This window comes from Nibrella viscosa (genome assembly GCF_039541875.1).
In the GTDB taxonomy this organism is placed as follows: domain Bacteria; phylum Bacteroidota; class Bacteroidia; order Cytophagales; family Spirosomataceae; genus Nibrella; species Nibrella viscosa.
The window spans coordinates 144,630-163,057 of sequence record NZ_BAABHB010000011.1; the positions used below are offsets into that span (position 1 = coordinate 144,630).

An 18,428-nucleotide genomic window follows, 5' to 3' on the forward strand; every position below is an offset into this window, starting at 1 on the left:
AAAAAAGCCCTGTCGACTTTCCGTTGGTCAGGCAAATGTACATAGCGAGGCTACATAATCCTTGCTGCCGTCGGTGACCCAGGAGTCGAGTTGCGCCGGGTCTTTCATCTGCTGACCACGGTACCGGGGCACTGCCAGGTAGCCGCATTTGATGTCGGGCAGGGCCGACATATCGCTCCAGAGCTTCTCGATCTGCGCCACCGGGTAGATGTCTTCCTGCCCGTGTCCCCACCGGTATTTGACGTCCTTGATGGTTACATAGGTGGGAATACGATGGGCTACGCTGCGAACCGCTTTGGCCAGTTGGGCTTCATCGCCCTGCTGTAAATCGGCGCGGGTGAGGCCGAACAACTGCAGCAGCGGGTCGATCTGTATCCAGGTGGTCATGGTATTGTAATAGCTCAGGTTCAGCTCGTCTTCTTCACGGGGTTGCGCCAGCCCTTCCAGCAGCCGGATCTGGCCGTTTACGCGGGCCAGTCCACCGCCCCGGTCCTCGATGCGCCGGGGTACTACCTCAAAAGTCAGCACATGACCCGACTCCAGGTGGTAGCCCAAAGCCGCCGGGTCTACATCGGCCCCCAGCGTATCGATGTTGTGCAGCATCAGCGTCTGCACCTGCGGCTGTTCGGCCAGCAGGCGGGCCAGGGTGCCGTTGCGCAGCAGGTTGGAAACCTCATACCAGTGGCCCAGGGGAGAGAAGCGCTGGGCGGCAATGTTATCGGTATAATCCGAGCCTTCGCCTTTGGACCGGGCCCAGCCGATCAGTGTCTGGCGAACGGCATCGCGGACCTTCTGTTTGTTTTCGTCGAGGGTTTCCTGCGGCATTTCTTCCCACATAAAGCGCAGGTCCCGCTCCATCGGTACAAAGCGCTGCCCAATGGAGCGCCCCGGCGACAGCAACGCCGGGCCTGAGTAGCCGAAGTTGCCGGTCTGCTCTAGTTTTTTGTGGATGGGCTCATGCGTGAGGTAGCTGGTGGCGACCAGGTGCGGAATCATGGCACCGTATTTCTCGGCTACTTTCCGGGTCTTTGCCATGTGAATTTCCAGGAAACTACGGTGTACTCCGTCGATCTCCACAAACGGGTTGATGGCTTTGATCACCCCGGCTCCTTTGGTCCAGCGGCTGCCGACGCCGGCCGCCAGGCTCATCACGGCTACCGTGCCGGCGCGGATGGCTGCTTCACCGGGTTTGACCGAGGAACTCAGTTTGTCGAGGTGGGCCAGCTCATCCGGCCGCACATCGTCGATGGTGCTTTCGGCGGGCAGGCGGTTGCGGGCTAAGCCGATGCGGCCTTTCTGTAGTTCTTCCCGAATTTCTTCGTGCTGGATGTAGTCGAAGCCATTTTCTTTTTTGATCCGCTCCGCCTTTTCGTTCTCTACGTTCCGGTTACTCTGGGTAGACGGGTCAGATACTTTGAAGAGATTACTGACAACCGTGCGCAGCAGGGGATACGCCAGGTTGTTCTGCTCGCAGAAGGTGGTGAATACGTCGATTTCGGCCCGGCGGATGTAGGGAATGGTAGCCGGGTCTTTCCGCACCAGCTCCGACACGTGAATGCCGTAGTACTGTTCGGGCATCAGGGCGTCGGTGCCTTCCTGGAGGCTGGCCCAGGTGCCTCGGGGGTTAATGCTCCAGTTGTACACCACCGGCTCCATCGCGAACGGCAGCGAATCGGACAACTCGTTTTTGGTATTCCGCAGCAGCTCCAGCACCCGCATTTTATACTCCTCGTACCGCTCCGGATTCACAAACATACCCATACCACCCCCAGACATGCCGCCCAGCATCAGAAAGCCGTAGTAATCGTCACCAAACGACTGTCTGGCTTTGGCGATGATCTGCTCGGTAAAATACGTCGACGCCCAGGGAATGATCGTTTTGATCGGGTACTCCCAGTTGCGGGCCGTATTGGCGCCCAGCTTCCGGATGTCACCTTCCTGAATGGCAGTCAGGATATTGTCGAAGATCTGGTTGGTTTGCCGGCGGGCGTCCCATTCCTGTTCGCCCCGAAGCAGGTACTTTTCGGTTACCATCTCCAGAATCGGCCCGACGTTGGAGGCCATACCGCCGTGCATCAGCACCAGCGAGTGCATGATCTTTTCGTTGAATTCGGGGTGTACGGCACCGTTCTGCAACACCCGGTGACGGGGCAGCAAGGCTCCGCGACTGGTGCCAAATTCCGGATCGCCCTCTTGTGCGGGCATACCCTGAATGGCCTTAATGCCCGGCCAGACGCCCCCCGAATCCTGCCAGCCCCCGCCGGAGCCGCCGATCCATTCGCCCAGAATGGCGCGGGAGGCTACCAGCCGCCGTTCGCTTTCTTCCAGCCCGCCTTCCAGGTTTTTGGTCTGGCCCGTCGCCCGCATCAGCAGACTGATAATGCAGCCGAGCAGGTTGGTCGATACCGCAAAGCGGGAGCCTTTGGGAATATCGTTGACTTTGGTGACCAGTTCAATACCCATACCGGGGCCTACTATCCGGGCCAGTATATCGGGCAGCGACTGGTTGGTGCCTTCAAACGAAGGCGGTATCAGCCCGGAAGCAATCACCCCGGCTTTGATCAGGCTCAGGTAATCGTTGCCGAAGTTGAAGAGATCTTCCAGGTCGTGAATGTCTTTGGTAGTGTTCAGGTCGACGCTGGTCAGCCGCAGCACGGGTTCGGTTATCACGCGCACATAGCCGTGCAGGGGTGGCCGGATGTCTTTGTCGCGGCCAAATATCCCCAGGTCGATGGAGATATTGATGACCCGCGCCCCTTCGGGATAGTCCATGCCCAGAAAGAAAATATCCGACCAGCCGCTATGGGTCAGGTCCATCCGCACCGAGGTCTGCTCGTGCAGAATGGGGTAGAACAGCGAGTTATCCGGGCGTTGCAGCAGCCGGGGATGGATGCGGATGGGGTGTTCGTCCTGATGCCCAACCCGGAACATCCACTGGTTGCCCCGGCTGGACCGCACACTCTTGCGGACCTGATCGGCCAGGATCTGGAAGGATAGGTGGTGGTAGCTGTCGGCCAGGGCGCTGAACAGGGCGGCATTGGGGCCGTGGGTGTCCAGTTTCTGGTAAAACGTATGGATGGCCTGTTCGAAGCGCCGGGCGAGCAGGTCCTCAAAGCCGGCATAGGGTATTTTGCCGGTGGTGGGCGTTTCCTTCGCTTCCATCAGCACAAAGCGGTACCCGGCATACAGGAACAGAATGGCCCGGACTTTTTCGTACAGGTTGGGAGTAGTTTCCCGAAAGCGATCCAGCTCGCGCAGGGCGGTCAGCAGTTCTTTCGCGCTAAATGGCCGGCTAAGCTCAAAAAAAGATCGGTTGCGTTTTTCGGGGTCGGTGGCGGTAATGGTCTCGATAAAGACATTCATAATCGGCTACGGTCAGGGTACTTGATTAAACCAGGCGGGCAGAGCGGGTATTGGCCTCCGCCAGCAACTCCACCATAGTCGACAGGGTTTCGTCGTGGGCCTCCCCCGCCAGGCCGAGGGCAATTTGTGCCCGCAGCAGCCCGTGCCGGCGGCTCAGGTCATACCGGTTGCCTTGTACTTCCAGCGCCAGGTATTTTTCGGTTTCGGCCAGTTCCTGCAGGGTGGGGGTGAGCAGGATGTTGGTGCTATTCTGATCGATATGCGTTTGCAGCATGTCGAACACCACGGGCGTGAAAACGTGCATCCCGAAAAAGCAGAGGTAGTACCCCACACGTAGCCCCGGTGTCTGCAACTCCAGTTCGGCCACGCTCAGCGAGGGTTTTTCGATGATCCTGTTGATCTGGTACACCCCCGGCCTGTTGGCCAGGTGTTTGCCGGTTAGCGTGCCGTAGCGGCCAATCTGGTGCTCGATGGTTGGGTTGACGGCGGATACCGAGCAGTTTCCCTGGGTAGCGAGTTCGATCAATTGGGCGGCACAGCGTTTCTGCGCCAGGTTGGACACGTACAGGTAGTCGCCCAGCAGCAGCAGAAATGGCTCGTTGCCGACAAAATCACGGGCGCAATACACGGCATGGCCATAACCGAGTGGTTCGCGTTGTTCGGCAAACTGAATCTGCCGCATCAGGTGGTCGATCTTATCGGCCTCATCTTTAGCCCAGTCGACGCTGCTGAAAGATCTGACCAGGTTGTTACGGAGGGAGGTAAACGCGCTGAGGTAGCGTTCTCCATCGCCCGGTGCGCAGACGATGCAAATTTCTTCTATGCCACTGCCGAAGGCTTCTTCGGCAATGATCTGGATAACGGGTTTATGCAGGCCATCTGTATCGATGACGGGCAGCATGGCTTTCTGTATGGTATCGGCCACCGGGTAGAGACGTTCGCCCCGGGCGGCTGCGGTAATGACGGCTTTTCTGACGCGCATGGATTAGTGAGACGGGATAATATTAAAAAGATCGACGTTCAGGCTGGTTTCCAGTTGTTTGGGGTAGAGAATGATGAAGCTGGTGTTCTCAAAATAATTGGTCAGGTAATACGGCAGCTTATCGAGCTGTGTGTTGTACGATGTATGCCCCCGACGGGAGGAGACGATCACAAACAGATCGTTTTGCCTGATTTCACGGCCTAGAATCAAAAAATCGCTCCAATTTATAAATTTCCGGAATGTCACCCGCATGGCCGTGGTGCTGCGCTGAATAATCTTATCCAGATGCCGTATGGTGTCTGGATGGGCATAAAAGAGCAGATCCAGCCCGGCTTCTCGGGCCAGGTTGGTCAGTTTGCTGTACCAGTGCAAAAAACCCGGCTCCAGTTCAGCCTTGGGCGGCACGGCTATTACCATGCGCTGCAGCGTGTTGAGCGGCTGCGCCGTTTTGTAAATGTAAATGGTCTCCGGCACGCGCTTCAGGATTTGTTCGGCAATAGGCCCGAAGAACTCGTTGTCGCCGGCATTGTGGTGCAGCCCAATCACCACGTCGGTAATGTTCTGTTCTTTAATCGTATAGATGATGCCGTTGCTGATATTAGCATCGAAGCGGGTGAGTGGCGTGAGTTCATTATCGGTGGCGGCTGCGTGTCGCATGGCCAGGTCCAGCATTTTTTTGCCCGTTACGCGACCGTTCTGGTTGTCTTCTTCATTGACGATGTGCAGCGCATACAGAGCCGTATTGCGCTTGGGGGGCTTCAGCATCAGACCCAGGTTAACCAGGTCGGTCACGGTATCCGGATACGCCAGCGAAATCATTATTTTTTCGGATGTGTCAGGCGTTTCGCTTTCGGCGGCTTCGTTGAGCAGGGCGATGCGACTGGAGGCTTTTTCCACCGAAAACGAACTGATGGTACACGTCACGAGGATCATCAGAATGGTGCCGTTCAGCACGTCTTCGTTCAGCAGGCGGATGGGTTCGCCGGTGGCGGTTTCGCCGGTAATGATGTTGTAGCCGACCAGCACAACGGCGAGGGTGGCGGCTGCCCGGGCGGTGCTCAGGCCAAAGATTAGCCGGCGCTCTTCAGCGTTCAGCCTGAACGTTTTTTGGGTCAGCCAGGCGGCAATGTACTTAGAGATCAGCGCAACGGCAATCATCACGGCGGCTACTTTCAGCGCCCCGATGCCGTTGAACAGCACCCGCACATCCACCAGCATACCTACCCCGATCAGGAAGAACGGGATAAAAAGCGCATTGCCCACAAAATCGATCCGGTTCATCAGCGGAGACGAATGGGGAATGAACCGGTTGAGGGCCAGGCCCGACAGGAACGCCCCGATAACAGCCTCCAGGCCGGCGGCTTCGGCCAGAAACGCCCCCAGAAACACCAGCGCCAGCACAAAGATGTACTGCGAAATATTGTCGTCGAACTTCTTGAAAAACCAGCGGGCAATGAGCGGAAAGACAAACAGGACGATACCGGCGAAGATCAGGAACGAGACGACCAGCCGGATCCAGAACGCCGAGCTGATGTCGCCCTTGGTCATGCCGACGATGATCGCCAGAACCAGCAGCGCCAGAATGTCGGTAATCATGGTGCCGCCGATGGTCAGCGTAACGCCCTGGTTGCGGGTAATGCCGTAGCGGCTGGCAATGGAGTAGGCCAGCAGGGTATGCGAGGCAAACATACTGCCCACCAGCATGGAGGTCATAGCGGTATAGCCCAGCAGGTAAAAGGCCGCCGAGGTGCCCATGACCATCGGAAAGAAAAAGGTGTAAAAACCGAAGACCAGAATCCGGTTGCGGCTCTTGCGGAACTCCTCCAGGTCTATTTCCAGCCCGGCCAGAAACATGATGTACAGCAGCCCCACTGTACCGAAGAGGACAATGCTGCTGTCGCGCCGGAGCAGGTTCAGCCCGTACGGTCCAATCAGAATACCGGAAATAATAAGCCCGATCAGGTGCGGAATCCGGAGCCGGTTGAACAGAATCGGCGCAAACAGAATGATAAACAGAACAATAGAGAAAATGATGACCGGATTATTGAGCGGCAGCGAAAAATCTAGCTCGGTCGTGAGAATCATGGGTTACAAATGGGTTTAGGAGGACTACAACTTGTTCAGCACCAGGGCGTAGATGATACGGCAGTTGTTTTCACGCGTGATTTCGCGCTGCCCTTCCATGATGGTGGGTGTTTTGAACTGTAGCCTGACCGTTATGGTCGTATTGGCCGCCGAAGGGTCCTGCTGGGCCGTCAAGAGCAGAACGTCCTGCTGGTAGTAGCCGGTGTATACCCGAACCAGCCGGTTGTTATCCAACGCCTGAACAATCACCGTATTGTCTTTGTAGCTGATGGTCCACTGCTCGGTTCGGGTATCGCCCACGGCGGAGCCTTCGCAGGAGGTTTCGGTGCAGCGCATCAGGACTGTCCAGCGGCCAACCAACTCGGGCTTGTACACGATCGACAAATCCTGGGTGGTATCGGCGGTACTGGTCAGCTTTTTTTCCCGCCGGCTCAGGTCTTCTTCTTTCAAGTTGAGTTGCTGCTCCCGCAAGGCCAGTTGCTGTTCTTTCTGATTGAGCTCCAGCGTTCGCCGGTTCACTTCTTTTTCCCGTTCGCGCAGGCGGCAACCCGAAAAGATAACGATAATGAGTACTAGCAGATAAGAGAGCTTCATTAATAGGTAAATGGGTGATTGAGTGATTGAATAGGACGTATACGCAATGAATTGACTAAATGTACAAAAGTCTGACGTCCATCGTCTATTATCTAATGCCTAAAAAGCTAATTCCGGAAGTTTTGGGTAACCATCAGGCCATACATGCCGCCGTCGAAGATGCCGATGCCCACCCGCCCAAAGGCCGGCCGCAGGATGTTGGCCCGGTGGCCGGGTGAGTTCATCAGCCCGGTATGGGCAATAGTCACCGTCTGCGCAAGTGCCAAGTTTTCGCCGGCCGTCAGGAACCGCACCCGGGCTGCCCGTATTCGGTCGAAGGGGTCTTTGCCGTCGGGCGTGACGTGGGCAAAATACCCCCGTGCAAACATATCGCGGGAGTGGTTACGCGCTACCTCGGCCAGTTCGGGATCGGCTCGCAAGGGTTTTAACCCTTCTTTGCCCCGTTCTTCATTGACGAGTTCCAGCATCCGGGCTTCCAGATCGGGCCGGACGCGGGGGCTGTTGACGGTAAACGGCAGGTTAACGGATTTTTCGGACGAGGGTGCCACCGTCAGGTTGTTCAGCGACCGCCCCACGGCCCCTTCAAATACCGGGGCCAGTTTGCTTTCCAGCCATTCCACGGGCTGGGTCAGGCGGCTGGCCAGCAGGCTGTTGCGGCTGCTGGTGGTCAGGCCGTCGGAGAGCGGCAGCGCCATCAGCAGGGCGGCCGCAAACGACGCGTAGAGTACGCCCATGATAAAGCCGGGAATAATGCCCAGCAGGCGGTTTACGCTATGGTAATGGGTCTCGACGGGCACATCGCGCAAGGCCCGGCTGGTGATGGATGACAGCACGATGCGCGCCATGATCAGCGTCAGCAGAAACGCCACCGGCATAGTCCAGACGCCCAGCGACGGGATGTATCGGTCCAGTGACACGGCCAGGTACTGGTACAGATAGAGGGCGATCAGCAGGCCTGCCAGCAGCGACAGCAGGTCGATAATGCCGAAAATAAACCCCTTCTGCCAGCCGCTCCATACGGATAAGAGCACGATCAGAATGAGCAGTAAATCAATAAATGTCAAATCCATAACCCGTTTCAGTACGGTAGTGCTTACCAGAGAAACCGCCAGGAGCTGGACAGGGTTTGTGGGCATCCCGTTTTTCTAGTATCCTGCCCGGCCGCAGCGGGTTGTTTCTCCTTTAACCCGCAGGCAGGCGTCATACGCATAGGTTCCCATTTATTGATACTTGAACAACAAGGATGAATCGCCTGTTGCTACAGTATTGTCAACCGTTATCCATCATTCACAAACCAAACGTTATGAAACAAGTAGCAGTTGTGCTGGCGGGAGCATTCCTGATGTTAGGTTCATGCAATACCGGCACAAACGACGCCAGTAAAGAAGAAGCCATCGGCAACGAAACGCCTGGACAGCCAGTAGAAACCCGGGAGCAGGATGCCGGCTACCAGCCTGCGTTTGCGGGCCAGTTCCGGGCCCCCGGCGTCCAGACAACTACACCCTACGAAGGCCGGGTAATCACCGATAAACTCGATGAACCCTGGGGCATTGCGGCCATGCCGGACGGTCGCTTCCTGATTACCGAGAAAGGCGGTACCATGCGGATCGTAACCCAGGATGGTCAGGTCGGTGACCGAATTGAAGGGGTACCGGCCGTTGTTGACAAAGGTCAGGGCGGACTGCTCGGCGTAACCCTTGATCCGGATTTTAGCGCGAACCGGATGGTGTACTGGGCTTTTACCGAGCAACAGGGCAACGGAAACCTGACGGCCGTGGCCAAAGGTGCCTTGTCGGCAGACGGGCGTCGCCTGGAAAACGTCCGGGTGATCTACCGCGCCACCCCGGCCTATGAAGGTGACAAGCACTATGGCAGCCGCCTGGCCTTCGATAAGGCCGGTAATCTGTACGTCACCACGGCCGACCGCTTCGAACCGGAACGGCGCAGGCATGCGCAGGACCTGACGACATCGCTGGGGAAAGTACTGCGCATTACCACAGACGGGCAACCGGCACCGGGCGGTCCGTTTGCGGGCCAGTCCGGTGCCCGGCCGGAGATCTACTCCATCGGCCACCGGAACATCCAGAGCATCGACTTCCACCCCCAGACCGGCGAACTGTGGATCGCCGAAATGGGACCGCAGGGCGGTGATGAACTGAACCTGGTAGAGGCCGGTAAGAATTACGGCTGGCCGGTAATCACCTACGGTATCGAATACAACGATGACAAGATCGGAAACGCCATTACCCAAAAGGAGGGCATGGAGCAGCCGGTGTATTTCTGGGACCCGGTCTTGTCGCCCAGTGGCATGACCTTTTACCGGGGTAACGCCATTCCCGAATGGCAGAACAACCTCTTCATCGGCGGCCTCAACAGCCACCACATCGCCCGCCTGGTGCTCGACGGCCGGCGCGTGGTGGGTGAAGAACGCTTACTCGCCGACCAGCAGCAGCGCTTCCGGGCTGTGACTGAAGGAACCGACGGAGCCCTGTACGCCATCACCGACGAAGGCCGGTTGTATAGGATCGGGCGGAAATAATGTATCGCTTTTCACGGGTAGAGACAGGATGGCTGACCATGTCAGCCATCCTTTTTTTGTATACCGGGGTGTTTTTGGGCTTTGGTCAGGTGCCCAACTGGTGGCTGTGATTGATGGGTAGGCTATAGATGCCTAACCCGTAGCCGGTGATACCCCGGCCGAGGTTATGGGAAACATACTAAGCGATGTAGCGGCCTTATCGCTCAAATAAACGGCCAAAGCGCTGTCGGTGTGGTTATTCCCTATCCCTGGCAAAAAAGCCGGCGATACTGTAGCGTTCGCCAATTCACACCTGACCGCTACCACAGTTATGGAAATCAATAGGTAGCTGTCCGCTCAGATACCCACATACCAGGCCCAGCCGCTGTCGCCGGTGTCGACAAACTCGTCGGTGACTACGATGCGCTGGAGGTACTTGACACTCTTATACCCTATTTGCGTCTCTACACGCAGGCGCACGGGTGCTCCATGAGGGATGGGCAGGTGGCGCCCGTTCATACCGTAGGCCAGAATGGTCTGCGGGTGAAAGGCATCCAGCATGTCAATGCTTTCCATATAGCCATCATAAGCATAGCAATTCACAAAACGGGCACTCGGCCTAATACCTGCGTGTTGAAGAACTGTGCTCAGGGGTACCCCGGTCCACTCGGCAATGGCGGTCCAGCCTTCTTCGCAGGTGTGCCGGGTAATTTGCGTACGTTTGGGGAATCGTTGCAGGTCGGCGAGCGAATACAAGCCGGGTTTGGCTACGTTACCTTCAATCGACAGCCGGTAGTCCATAAAGGTACCGTTGTGCAATCGTCCGTAATCCTCGCTGTAGGACTTATGTGTTCGGTCGGCGGGGTTGGTGGTGCCGGTAGCCGGAAACGAGGAGATATCGCTCTGTCTGTATTCTTTGGCCAACGCTTGTCCGGGCAGCAGGGTTCGGTGAGCCAGATACGTCAGTGCATCACCCATGCGCAGGATATTGCCATAGGTGGGCGGGGCTTGTTTTGAACAGCCGGGCAGGAGCAGACCTGTTAATGAGGTCAGACCAGTGATCAGTGCCTGGCGTCGGGTGAGGATCGTTTTGTTTTCCATGTCAGTCGCCCAGGGTCATTGACCGTATCTGTTGTTTAAAACCCGACCGGATCACCATGACCACGTGGATAAGCAGAAAAAGCATCAGCGCCAAAAACGCAAAGAAGTGGATAGTGCGCGCCGATTGGGCACCCAGAAACAGCTTCAGCAGGAATGGATAGGCAGCCGTTATCGCCGGCGACATGGTAAGCCCCGTCAGCACGATCAGTGGCAGCAGGAAGAAGATAACGACAACGTAGGTGCACTTCTGCAGCAGTCCATATTGTGGGCCGTGTGTCGCAGCGGGTACCTTCATCCGTACATGGCTGACAACATCACGCCAGAACGCAGCTCCAGTTAACTCACCGGACTGTGGCCAGAGATGCTTGCGGAAATGGCCGGTGTAAATCCCCATCAGCAGATATACCAGACCAGCTACCACCAGAAACCAGGCCGACAGAAAGTGCAGACTCCGGCCCCAGCCGTTCTGGTTAAATATATCATACGTACGGTCGGCGCTAACCGGAGAACCTGCCTGCCTGAAAAAGGGCATGCTGGTGGTCCACCCCCCATGCTGGTAGTTTCGGCTGATGGGCAACTCGAACAGGGCGGGTGTCAGGTCGTTGCCGACTTCACCCCAGTAAAGCCGGGGATGGCACATCAGAATGACAACTCCGCTGAAAGCAAGCGCCAGAAAACTCCCCGTTACCACCCAGTGCAGGATTTTTACCCAGGTAGCGTGGTGAGTCGATATGGGTTTTAACGTGGGAAGGGCGATCATCACAAGGAGCGCATTTAGGCCTAAGTTTTTGAAACAGAGACTAAATGTACGTGTCTCGTTAACAAAAACCAACGCTCATCCGAATCGCTCGTAATTAAGCGCAAAATTCCGCATCTCTTCAATCAGCGGCAGCACCAGTTTACCCTTGCTGGTCAGGGCGTATTCAACTCTGGGCGGCACTTCGTGGTAGTCCTGCTTGTCGATCAGGTCGCTGTTTATCAGATTGTGCAGTTCCTGGGCCAGCATCTTCTCCGAGATGTCGGGTATCCGTCGTTTGAGTTCGGCGAAGCGGAGGGTGCCGGTCGAGAGCTGGAATAAAATAAGCAGTTTCCATTTGCCGCCCAGCATTTCCAGCGTAGTTCGGATTGGGCACCGGGCCGTCACCTGAATTGAATTCGACTCCATACTTACCAAAAGGTTACTACCCCACTATTTTTCGCTCTGCTAAAGATACGGTAATCTTGCCACATTGATTTCATTCAGCGAATTAAACAGGAACATGAAAACGATTGCATTGTTTGGCGGGTCGGGCAAGACCGGGCAGCAGTTTCTGGAGCAGGCCCTGGCGAAAGGATATACCATTAAAGCACTGGTGCGCAACCCGGCCAAGGTGACGCAGACCTCCCCCAATCTGGAGGTGATCAAAGGCGATGTACTGAATCCGGCCGATGTGGAGAAAACCGTGCAGGATACCGATCTGGTAGTAAGTCTGTTCGGGCAGGTTAAAGACTCGCCGAAGACGGTGCAGACCGATGGTACCCGAAATATTGTGGCGACTATGCAGAAATGCCGCGTGCCCCGCATCATCTCCCTGTCGGGTGGGGGGTTGCCCTACGAGAAGGATCAACCCAAAGTACCCGATAAGCTGATTCGTTTTATAATGAAAGTGGCCGTCCCGCATATGCTGACGGATGCGCAGGGCCACTACGAAGTGCTGAAAAACAGCGGCCTTAAGTGGACCATAGTGCGCGGGCCACGGCTCACCGACGATCCTAAACAGGGTACCTACCGCGTGGGCTGGGTCGGCGTCAACGCCAGTACAAAAATCAGCCGGTCGGACCTGGCTGATTTTGTACTGAAGCTGGTTGAGGATGAGCAATACGACGCTCAGATGCCGTTTGTGAGCTACTGAGCTTATTCGCGGCCCGCCCGGCGACGCAGGTCGTCGCGTTTCAGGGTGATGAGGTGGCCGATGGGCTTGTTGTCGCGGTAGGTAATCACCCGCAGCGTAATGGGGCCTTCGGGTAGCTCAATGGGCTGGGCGTATTTAGGCGACTGGTTGTCGGGCATGGTATCGTCGATGCTGTAGTAGATGTCGAGGCCCGGCATCTCCGACTCCAGTTGCAGCACCAGCTTATCGCCTTTCACGCTTGTTTTCACGATGGCGTCGTACAGGGCGCGGGAGTAGCTGACGTTGGCGGCATCGGCCCTTTCGAAGTGTTTCTCAACGCGCTGCGCAAAGTTTTCCCAGTTCTTCACCTCTTTGGGCGACCAGTACACTTCCGACAGCGCCCAGGCCCGTGGGTAGGTCATGTACTCGGCGTAGCGGAGCGTTGGTATCTGCTCGGTCCAGAGGTTGCCCTGTCCACCCAGAATGTATTTGGGATCGACCCCGTCCGGAACGGGGTCAAAGCTGTAGCTTTTTTTCATCCGCAGACCGGCGTACAGGGGCGGCTCTACGGAGGCTTCTCCCTGCTGATAATCCAGGTAGGCAAAGGTGGTGGGTGTCATCACCACATCGTGACCCATATGGGCCGCTTCAATACCGCCTTTGATGCCCCGCCAGCTCATGACCGTGGCATCGGGTGAGATACCGCCTTCCAGGATTTCGTCCCAGCCGAGCAGCCGTTTGCCTTTGGTTTTCAGGATACCTTCCACGCGGTTCATAAAATACCCCTGCAGGTCTTCCACATGCCGGATGTTCAGCTTCTTCATCAGAGCCTGGCAACCGGGGTCCTGTGCCCAGTAGCCTTTGTAGCACTCGTCACCGCCCACGTGGATATACTGGTTTGGGAAAAGCATCGCCACTTCGGTAAAAACCTTGTCCAGAAACTCATACACCTTCTCGTCGGCGGGGTTCAGCGTATTTTCGACCAGCATTTTGAACGTGCCGTTGCCGTACCATTCCGAGAAACGCGTACCGGGGTTAACGCTGGTATTCGGGTTTTTGGTGGTACCCAGTTCCGGATAAGCCGCCAGGGCCGCCATGCTGTGGCCGGGTACGTCAATCTCCGGAATAATGGTCACGTTACGCTCCTGGGCAAAACGCACAATCTCCCGGATGTCGTCGTGGGTGTAAAAACCGCCGTAGGTGGTCGGCTCACCCGGCTTAGGGTCGGCGCGTTCGCCGAAATGCCCCGCCCGCGCTACCCGCCAGGCACCCACTTCGGTGAGTTTGGGCAGGGATTTAATTTCGATGCGCCAGCCGTTATCGTCGGTCAGGTGCCAGTGGAAGGTATTGTATTTGAGTTTCGCCAGTTGGTCAATATACCGCTTCACTTCGTCTTTGGTGAAGAAATGGCGGCTTACGTCGAGCATGATCCCCCGCCAGCCGAACCGGGGGTAATCGGTAATGCGCACCGCCGGGAGCGTCCAGTTGGCTTTGGTCACCGTCTGCCCTTCAATCGCAGCCGGGAGGAGCTGCATCAGCGTCTGCGCACCATAGAACAGGCCGGCCGGCTGGTTAGCCGTGATGATAACGCCCTTCGGCGATGACTCCAGGGTGTAGCCTTCTTTACCGAGCTGGTTGTCGGGGGTGTCGGTCAGCCGGAGCTGGATAGCGCCGGTTTTGCCCGATTGCGCTTTGATGGAATAGCCCGTGGGGGTGCTTAACCGCTGCGCCAGCAGATCGGCTACGGCTTTTGCGTCGGGTTTGTTGTAGGCAATGGCCGCGCCGTTTTTTAGGGTGTATGAGCCGCTGAGGGGCTGCACCTGAACGGGTTGCGGAATCAGGTTGACGGTATTGTTCTGCGCCCTGCCCGTGGTCACCGCCAGCAGAAGCAGGAAGAAGAAAGTGTGTTTCATGAATAGAGGTTAGGTAAAGACCTGCAAGTTAGCAATAACCCGGCTTACGGCATAATAATTAGCTGAAGCCCTTCTCCAGGCTTTAGCGAAACCGTATACCCGTCAATCAGCACTTGCCCACTAATCCGGGTGGTCTTGCTGGGAGTGGTGCGGTTAATGAGGATGTACGTCTTCTTCGGGTCAATCGGGTACCACTCCTGAAACTGGTTGATGCGGGGGTAATTAACCGGCAATTTCAGGTTGTCTTTATGCAGTTGGGTGCCGAATGTCAGCGTGCCGGTCCAGGGGCTGGAGTCGGTATTGGCAACGCTGACGAACAGGTTGTCTTTGCTGACGGCCGCGCCGTAAACCACGTTTTCGTTCCAGTTCGTTGCCGTGATGCCGGCGGTTTTCCAGAGGCTGTACATGAGCGTGGTGCGGGCAAAGTTGCCGTCGCCGTGCCAGCCTTCAATGATGCCGCTGGGCTGCTGCATGGCCCACATAACCTGAATCTGACTATCCAGCCAGGGTTTTACGGAGGGCACCGGCTCCCGGAAGTACAGGTTCAGGGCACCCTCAATGGCATCGGCATAGCCGTCGCTGCTGCCCTTCTCCCAGTCATAGTTCCGGTAGCGGCTGTTCAGTGAGCCGAGGGCTTTCAGCACGGCATCGCGGTAGGTAGTTTTGCCGTCGAGCAGATAGGCTGTGTACAGGGCGTTCATGGTGTAGCCCCAGGTGTCGGCAATACCGTTGTCGATGACATCGCCGGTAACGGGGTTTACCTCGTTGTAAAACAGACCATCCTCGTTCCGGCCGTGCGCCAGCACGCAGTCGAGCATCTCATGCATAAAGGGCTGCCATTGTTTTTTCTTCGCCGGATTAGCGTAGTGAACGGCGGCATACACCTCGGCTAAGCCGGCTACAATTTCGCAGCCGTGGTCGCGCAGACGCAGGCGCTTCAGGCTGCGGGTGGGCAGGTTGTCGGCACAGAGGTAATAATCGCCCAGTTGTATGGCGCGTTTCAGATAGCGGTCGTTGCCGGTCATCCAGTACATGCGCGAGAGTACCTGAAGCAGGTCACCGGCGGTTTCTACATCGGCGCTGTTGCCGTAGAACTGTCCCTCCAGATGAATGGGCAGGTGCACAAGCTTCTCCAGATCATCCAGAATGGCCAGCATCCGGTCCGACCAGGGGCTTTTTCCCAGCCATTCGGTCAGCGGCATCAGCCCATCTTTCATGTACTCCGCACTGCCGAACAACACCTGACTGGTATCAATCTGCTCGTTACGAAAACCTTTTTTGGTAAACGAGTACGTATCGGGCAGGCTGCCGATGCGGGCCGTCATTTTCTTTTCGGTATTCAGCATGTCCAGCATCTTCCCCTTAAACAGTGCCGGTTTCAGCATGGCCGAGGTCATGACCATAAAGGGGTAATTGTCGGCGGCCGCGTCCCAGGCATTCCAGACGTCGCGGCTCTCCCTGAGGTTGCGGGGAATCAGACCGGTTGTGGAGTCGGCCTGAGCCAGCCAGCCGGTCATGTAGCGGTTGCAGCGTTTGAAGCCCTCGTTAGCCAGCTTGCCATTGGCTGCGGCTTCCTCAAACAGTTGCGTGGTTTGCTGCGCCTGTGCCGATGTAAAGAGGCCAAGCGAAAGAAGCAATAAGAAATTTTTCATATAATGTTACGGACTTGGTAAAGGAGCGATCAAAAGAAAGCATTCAGTTTGTGGTATGCATAGCTTTTCCTATAGGCCTGGCACCCCTTCGGGGTTAGTAGCTTGTGCCAGTAAATCCTGAAGGGATGACATTGTTATAGAAAAGAGCCTAGAACAATTCCCCGAAACCCCGAAGGGGTAAAATGATTCTCTTATGACTAACCCTACTGCAACCCCAGCACCGCCGGGCCTTGCTCGAAGACAATATCGACAGGAATGCCTTTTTGCTGAAGCTGATTAAGGTCGGCCTGTAAGGCTGGTTTAACGACGGCTTTCGCCTGTTGCAGCGCTTCAGCTTTTGCTTTGTCGCCGTTGCCCTGCAGGGTCAGAATCAGGTTGCTCAGTTCATTGATGGCGTTGCGGAATTTGGCGTGGTCAACTTTATACCGACCATCGGCGGTTTTCTCAAACGCACCTTTCTCCTGAAAAAAGTTAAACGCGAGCATATTGGCCTTGCCGTGCGCTTCACCTGCGCCAAACCGCACCGACCGCAAGATTCCCGCCATAAAAGTCGTGTAATAGGTTTCGATAGGGCCGGGGAGTTCCCCTTTCTCCACCAGTTTAGTGACCATGTACAGGCCCAGAATGTCGGCCTTGGCTTCTTCAAGCCATGAGCTTTGCTCCTGCAGGGCCGCCCGTACGGTGCCTTTGCCGTTGACAGTATTTTTAATGCCCAACCCATGCGCCACTTCATGGAACATCACATCGGCAAAAAAGGCATCGAACTGCACCTGACTTAGTTGCGACGGATCGATAAGCTCCCTGGCGATGGGCATCATGATCTGATCGAACTTAGCCCGCATGGCGTTCTTCAACTGCGACCGGCGGGTGCCTTTGCTCTTCTGGATTTCTTCATCATTGGGCAGGTTTACGGCAATGGTTTTGCCACCGCTGTTGCAGTGCCCGGCATAGTAGACAATATCGTAGGCGTTCAGTTCCGAGGAGGTACCCGGCGACTCCTTTTTATACTGCGCATCCACCGGCAGCCCCTGCTGCAAGTCGGGTAACATTGCTACGTATTTGGCCAGCCTCCGGCTCCATTCCTTGTCTTTGATAAGGACATAGGCTTCGTAAGCCGTACGGGCATTGTATAACCCATCTTCATAGGATTCTATCGGCCCGATAATGCAGTCGACGGTATTGGTCTTCATATCGAGCCAGGCAATATCGCTGGGGTCGTACTTGTCGGTTACCAGCGCGTCGGCGCGGAGCTGCAGGTAGCGTTTCAGGCCCGGATCTTCGGCCAGTGCAGATGCCTGCTTCAGCAGAGCAGCGGCCCGCTGCAGGGGCTCTTTATAGGCAACATGGTACGGAATGGAGTAAAGTTTGCCGGTCGAGTCGCGCCGGATCAGAGAATACAGCCCCATTTTGTCGGCTACGTTTGACTTCTCCAGTTCCTCTTTGGTCATATCGGCCGGGTAAAACTGCGCACCCGGCGGTTTGGGACCAACCCCCGGCAGAAAAGGTTTGTCTTCGTTGAGCTTGTCCCAGGGGCCGTAGTTGATCCGGACAAAGGCTTTGGTCTTGTCGTTGGTGAGGGCGTTCAGCAGGCTGTCTTTTTTGCCGTAGCACTGCTGCCAGTAGAGGTCGTCCATGATCTGAGCGGCCTGAATCAGCAGCGGAATCATCTGCCGCTCTTTTTCGGTAAGAGCTGAGAGGTCGGCCGTGAGCCGGACAGGGGCGTAGCCGGCCAGCCGCTCTTCAATGTATTGCTGCGTCGAGTCGCTTGTAGCGGCTGTTTGAGAGCCGGACGAATGGCCGGCGGGGCCATTGCAGGAGAACAGGCCTGCCGCAGCCATACAGGCGGGTATCAGGAGGAGAGAGGTCTTCATGGGGTCACGTTTTGTCAGGCGTAATGGAACAGGTTGGGGGATCAGGCTATTTCTACAACTTTATGGGAGGAAAGGTATAGAACCTGTTCCGCACAACAAAATAGCCGGCTCAAATTTACCCCTCAGGATGTCATTGCGCCCTCATTACTTTAACGAAAATGTAATGGGTAAATGGTACTTCATCCGGATTTCCTCCCCTCCGAACTGGCCGGGTTTCCTTTTACCGCTCATTGTTTTTACCACCCGCAGAGCCTCCGGATCCAGAACAGGCGTAACACCTTTTACGACTTCACAATTGGTAACACTACCGTTTTGTAACGTGCCACACGCGGTGTAATCGCGGGCCTCGGGCATCCGCGTAGCAAACGCGGACGAACCGCTGCGCTACAATTGCCCCATATGTGACAACTTTATAAAAATTCTCAGAAAATATTTTAAAAAAGGAGGGTAGATTAGACCTGCTGATGTATCATGTAGA

Annotated in this window: 14 protein-coding genes; 2 read left to right on the forward strand and 12 right to left on the reverse strand. The window is 56.2% G+C overall.

The genetic code is table 11. From position 1 onward, the window contains the following. Nucleotides 1-27 precede the first annotated feature (27 nt). From ABD931_RS21975 to ABD931_RS21995, 5 genes are all read right to left on the reverse strand, one after another. Nucleotides 28-3,363 carry a UTP--glucose-1-phosphate uridylyltransferase gene (locus ABD931_RS21975; RefSeq protein WP_345270116.1) on the reverse strand — a complete coding sequence of 1,112 codons (3,336 nt, stop codon included), beginning with the start codon at nucleotides 3,361-3,363 and terminating at the stop codon, nucleotides 28-30. Nucleotides 3,364-3,388: 25 nt separating this feature from the next. Then, entirely contained in the window at nucleotides 3,389-4,345 is a 957-nt protein-coding gene (locus ABD931_RS21980; protein WP_345270117.1) for a UTP--glucose-1-phosphate uridylyltransferase, read from the reverse strand. Nucleotides 4,346-4,348: 3 nt separating this feature from the next. Next, nucleotides 4,349-6,430, reverse strand: a complete 2,082-nt coding sequence (locus ABD931_RS21985; RefSeq protein WP_345270118.1) for a cation:proton antiporter — start codon at nucleotides 6,428-6,430, stop codon at nucleotides 4,349-4,351. Between the two features lie 24 nt (nucleotides 6,431-6,454). After that, nucleotides 6,455-7,024 (reverse strand): hypothetical protein, encoded by a 570-nt coding sequence (locus ABD931_RS21990; RefSeq protein ID WP_345270119.1) that lies wholly within the window; start codon nucleotides 7,022-7,024, stop codon nucleotides 6,455-6,457. 107 nt (nucleotides 7,025-7,131) lie between these two features. Continuing rightward, on the reverse strand, nucleotides 7,132-8,094 hold the full coding sequence (locus tag ABD931_RS21995; protein ID WP_345270120.1) for a CvpA family protein: 963 nt from the start codon (nucleotides 8,092-8,094) through the stop codon (nucleotides 7,132-7,134). Between the two features lie 233 nt (nucleotides 8,095-8,327). On the opposite strand from ABD931_RS21995, the gene ABD931_RS22000 reads away from it, so the two are divergent. Beyond that, entirely contained in the window at nucleotides 8,328-9,563 is a 1,236-nt protein-coding gene (locus ABD931_RS22000) for a PQQ-dependent sugar dehydrogenase (protein WP_345270121.1), read from the forward strand. Nucleotides 9,564-9,899: 336 nt separating this feature from the next. Here ABD931_RS22000 and ABD931_RS22005 read toward each other — a convergent pair whose 3' ends face one another. From ABD931_RS22005 to ABD931_RS22015, 3 genes are all read right to left on the reverse strand, one after another. After that, nucleotides 9,900-10,643 carry a molybdopterin-dependent oxidoreductase gene (locus ABD931_RS22005; protein WP_345270122.1) on the reverse strand — a complete coding sequence of 248 codons (744 nt, stop codon included), beginning with the start codon at nucleotides 10,641-10,643 and terminating at the stop codon, nucleotides 9,900-9,902. A 1-nt stretch (nucleotide 10,644) separates the two neighbouring features. Continuing rightward, the gene (locus tag ABD931_RS22010) at nucleotides 10,645-11,403 is read right to left on the reverse strand and encodes a cytochrome b/b6 domain-containing protein (protein ID WP_345270193.1); all 759 of its coding nucleotides are present in this window, start codon (nucleotides 11,401-11,403) and stop codon (nucleotides 10,645-10,647) included. Nucleotides 11,404-11,478: 75 nt separating this feature from the next. Continuing rightward, on the reverse strand, nucleotides 11,479-11,808 hold the full coding sequence (locus ABD931_RS22015; RefSeq protein WP_345270123.1) for a winged helix-turn-helix transcriptional regulator: 330 nt from the start codon (nucleotides 11,806-11,808) through the stop codon (nucleotides 11,479-11,481). Nucleotides 11,809-11,902: 94 nt separating this feature from the next. Here ABD931_RS22015 and ABD931_RS22020 point away from each other — a divergent pair, with 94 nt between their 5' ends. Continuing rightward, on the forward strand, nucleotides 11,903-12,535 hold the full coding sequence (locus tag ABD931_RS22020) for an NAD(P)-dependent oxidoreductase (protein ID WP_345270124.1): 633 nt from the start codon (nucleotides 11,903-11,905) through the stop codon (nucleotides 12,533-12,535). 2 nt (nucleotides 12,536-12,537) lie between these two features. Here ABD931_RS22020 and ABD931_RS22025 read toward each other — a convergent pair whose 3' ends face one another. The 4 genes from ABD931_RS22025 to ABD931_RS29290 form a co-directional block, all read right to left on the reverse strand. Next, complete coding sequence (locus ABD931_RS22025; protein ID WP_345270126.1) at nucleotides 12,538-14,427, reverse strand: beta-N-acetylhexosaminidase; 1,890 nt, start codon at nucleotides 14,425-14,427, stop codon at nucleotides 12,538-12,540. A 44-nt stretch (nucleotides 14,428-14,471) separates the two neighbouring features. Then, nucleotides 14,472-16,079: a hypothetical protein gene (locus tag ABD931_RS22030; protein WP_345270127.1), complete on the reverse strand. Its 1,608-nt coding sequence runs from the start codon at nucleotides 16,077-16,079 to the stop codon at nucleotides 14,472-14,474. Nucleotides 16,080-16,282: 203 nt separating this feature from the next. Next, nucleotides 16,283-17,950 carry a DUF8614 domain-containing protein gene (locus tag ABD931_RS22035; protein WP_345270128.1) on the reverse strand — a complete coding sequence of 556 codons (1,668 nt, stop codon included), beginning with the start codon at nucleotides 17,948-17,950 and terminating at the stop codon, nucleotides 16,283-16,285. Nucleotides 17,951-18,094: 144 nt separating this feature from the next. Then, the gene (locus ABD931_RS29290; protein ID WP_370469346.1) at nucleotides 18,095-18,304 is read right to left on the reverse strand and encodes a TonB family protein; all 210 of its coding nucleotides are present in this window, start codon (nucleotides 18,302-18,304) and stop codon (nucleotides 18,095-18,097) included. Nucleotides 18,305-18,428: the final 124 nt, after the last annotated feature.

Bases quoted from the DNA above. Each gene is read 5' to 3' on its own strand.
- ABD931_RS21995 (WP_345270120.1), bottom strand. From the start codon at position 8,094: ATGGATTTGACATTTATTGATTTACTGCTCATTCTGATCGTGCTCTTA.
- ABD931_RS22025 (WP_345270126.1), bottom strand. From the start codon at position 14,427: ATGAAACACACTTTCTTCTTCCTGCTTCTGCTGGCGGTGACCACGGGC.
- ABD931_RS22005 (WP_345270122.1), bottom strand. From the start codon at position 10,643: ATGGAAAACAAAACGATCCTCACCCGACGCCAGGCACTGATCACTGGT.
- ABD931_RS21990 (WP_345270119.1), bottom strand. From the start codon at position 7,024: ATGAAGCTCTCTTATCTGCTAGTACTCATTATCGTTATCTTTTCGGGT.
- ABD931_RS21980 (WP_345270117.1), bottom strand. From the start codon at position 4,345: ATGCGCGTCAGAAAAGCCGTCATTACCGCAGCCGCCCGGGGCGAACGT.
- ABD931_RS21985 (WP_345270118.1), bottom strand. From the start codon at position 6,430: ATGATTCTCACGACCGAGCTAGATTTTTCGCTGCCGCTCAATAATCCG.
- ABD931_RS22020 (WP_345270124.1), top strand. From the start codon at position 11,903: ATGAAAACGATTGCATTGTTTGGCGGGTCGGGCAAGACCGGGCAGCAG.
- ABD931_RS22000 (WP_345270121.1), top strand. From the start codon at position 8,328: ATGAAACAAGTAGCAGTTGTGCTGGCGGGAGCATTCCTGATGTTAGGT.
- ABD931_RS22030 (WP_345270127.1), bottom strand. From the start codon at position 16,079: ATGAAAAATTTCTTATTGCTTCTTTCGCTTGGCCTCTTTACATCGGCA.
- ABD931_RS22015 (WP_345270123.1), bottom strand. From the start codon at position 11,808: ATGGAGTCGAATTCAATTCAGGTGACGGCCCGGTGCCCAATCCGAACT.
- ABD931_RS22035 (WP_345270128.1), bottom strand. From the start codon at position 17,950: ATGAAGACCTCTCTCCTCCTGATACCCGCCTGTATGGCTGCGGCAGGC.
- ABD931_RS29290 (WP_370469346.1), bottom strand. From the start codon at position 18,304: ATGCCCGAGGCCCGCGATTACACCGCGTGTGGCACGTTACAAAACGGT.
- ABD931_RS22010 (WP_345270193.1), bottom strand. From the start codon at position 11,403: ATGATCGCCCTTCCCACGTTAAAACCCATATCGACTCACCACGCTACC.
- ABD931_RS21975 (WP_345270116.1), bottom strand. From the start codon at position 3,363: ATGAATGTCTTTATCGAGACCATTACCGCCACCGACCCCGAAAAACGC.